The organism is Micromonospora sp. DH14, from assembly GCF_029809455.1.
In the GTDB taxonomy this organism is placed as follows: domain Bacteria; phylum Actinomycetota; class Actinomycetes; order Mycobacteriales; family Micromonosporaceae; genus Micromonospora; species Micromonospora parva.
In genome coordinates, this window is the sequence record NZ_JARVKT010000079.1 from 1 (window position 1) to 539 (window position 539).

1 rRNA gene is annotated in these 539 nt (G+C 60.1%); it reads left to right on the forward strand.

What is annotated here, in order from left to right:
* Positions 1 to 87, forward strand: a 16S ribosomal RNA gene (locus QCZ28_RS34420); the annotation flags it as partial.
* Between the last annotated feature and the right edge of the window lie 452 nt (positions 88 to 539).

The window sequence follows — 539 nt, forward strand, 5'->3', positions numbered from 1 at the left end:
AGGGAGCCGTCGAAGGTGGGGCTGGCGATTGGGACGAAGTCGTAACAAGGTAGCCGTACCGGAAGGTGCGGCTGGATCACCTCCTTTCTAAGGAGCACCTTCCGACGAAAGTCGGTAAGGAGCCCGCGACCTACGAATGTTGGGTCGGGGTGCTCAGATGGCGGAGACACTGGCAAGTTTTGCCCTGGCAACGGCCGGCGGCGCCTAGTACAGCCACTCTTGGGTGGTGGGAACGGTTGCTTCTGGTGCGGCTGGGGGGAGATGTAAGCACCCTGTTGGGTCCTGAAGGAACAACCATTGGTTGTTGTTTCAGAGACTGTGCCGGCCTCCTTGTGGGGGCTGGAAGTCTGCCAGGCATGGCCTGGCCTCGCATACCGCTGGTCTGAGGATCGGGTTTGGTGTGGGGCGGATCGGGTTGTGGGTTGGTCGTTTGTTGAGAATTGCACAGTGGACGCGAGCATCTTTGTGGTCAAGTTGTCAAGGGCGAACGGTGAATGCCTTGGCACCAGGAGCCGATGAAGGACGTGGGAGGCCGCGAT